This window comes from Vibrio sp. Y176 (assembly GCF_033438945.1).
In genome coordinates this window covers 1-504 of sequence record NZ_JAWOQS010001264.1, presented here as the reverse complement: position 1 = coordinate 504, position 504 = coordinate 1, and the positions used below count along the sequence as shown (strand labels likewise).

General features: G+C 47.2%; 2 protein-coding genes. Both read left to right on the top strand.

Features of this window, described 5'->3' with window-relative positions:
• A partial coding sequence (locus tag R7O13_RS31320) for a hypothetical protein (protein ID WP_318305792.1) occupies positions 1-210 on the top strand: 210 nt, incomplete at its 5' end.
• Positions 167-504 (top strand): threonine/serine exporter family protein (locus tag R7O13_RS31315; protein ID WP_318305791.1); only part of this gene is annotated, 338 nt, incomplete at its 3' end. The genes R7O13_RS31320 and R7O13_RS31315, both read left to right, overlap by 44 nt.

Below are 504 nucleotides of genomic sequence, written 5' to 3'. Positions count from 1 at the left end.
AGAAAATTTAATAAAGCCGCAAAATCTATTGCGGCTTTTTTTGTATCTAAATCATATTTAGATGATGTGATTTGCGGCACAATAGTGGCTTCGCGTGATAATTCGGGACTGTTTGACCTCCTTCACGTGAGAGTAAGCAACACCCTAAAAGGACTTAGACCTATCTATGAATCTAGAAACCATACCGTCTGGAGAGTTGACGGTATCTAACCAACGCTCCATTTCTCGACTTGTCGCTCAAGCCGGACAAATGCTGTTGGCTCATGGCGCAGAAAGTACGCTTGTGTGCGATATCATGCGTCGTATTGGCTTAGCTTGTGGCGTGCATGAAGTGGCTGTAGCCCTCTCAGCCAATGCCTTGGTTGTCACGACCGTAATGGATGGACACTGCATCACCACTACTCGAAGCTGTGCCGATCGTGGCATCAACATGCGCGTTATTACGCAAATTCAACGCATCTGTATCATGATGGAGCGCGGGTTACTCGATGCAGCCATGGCGCA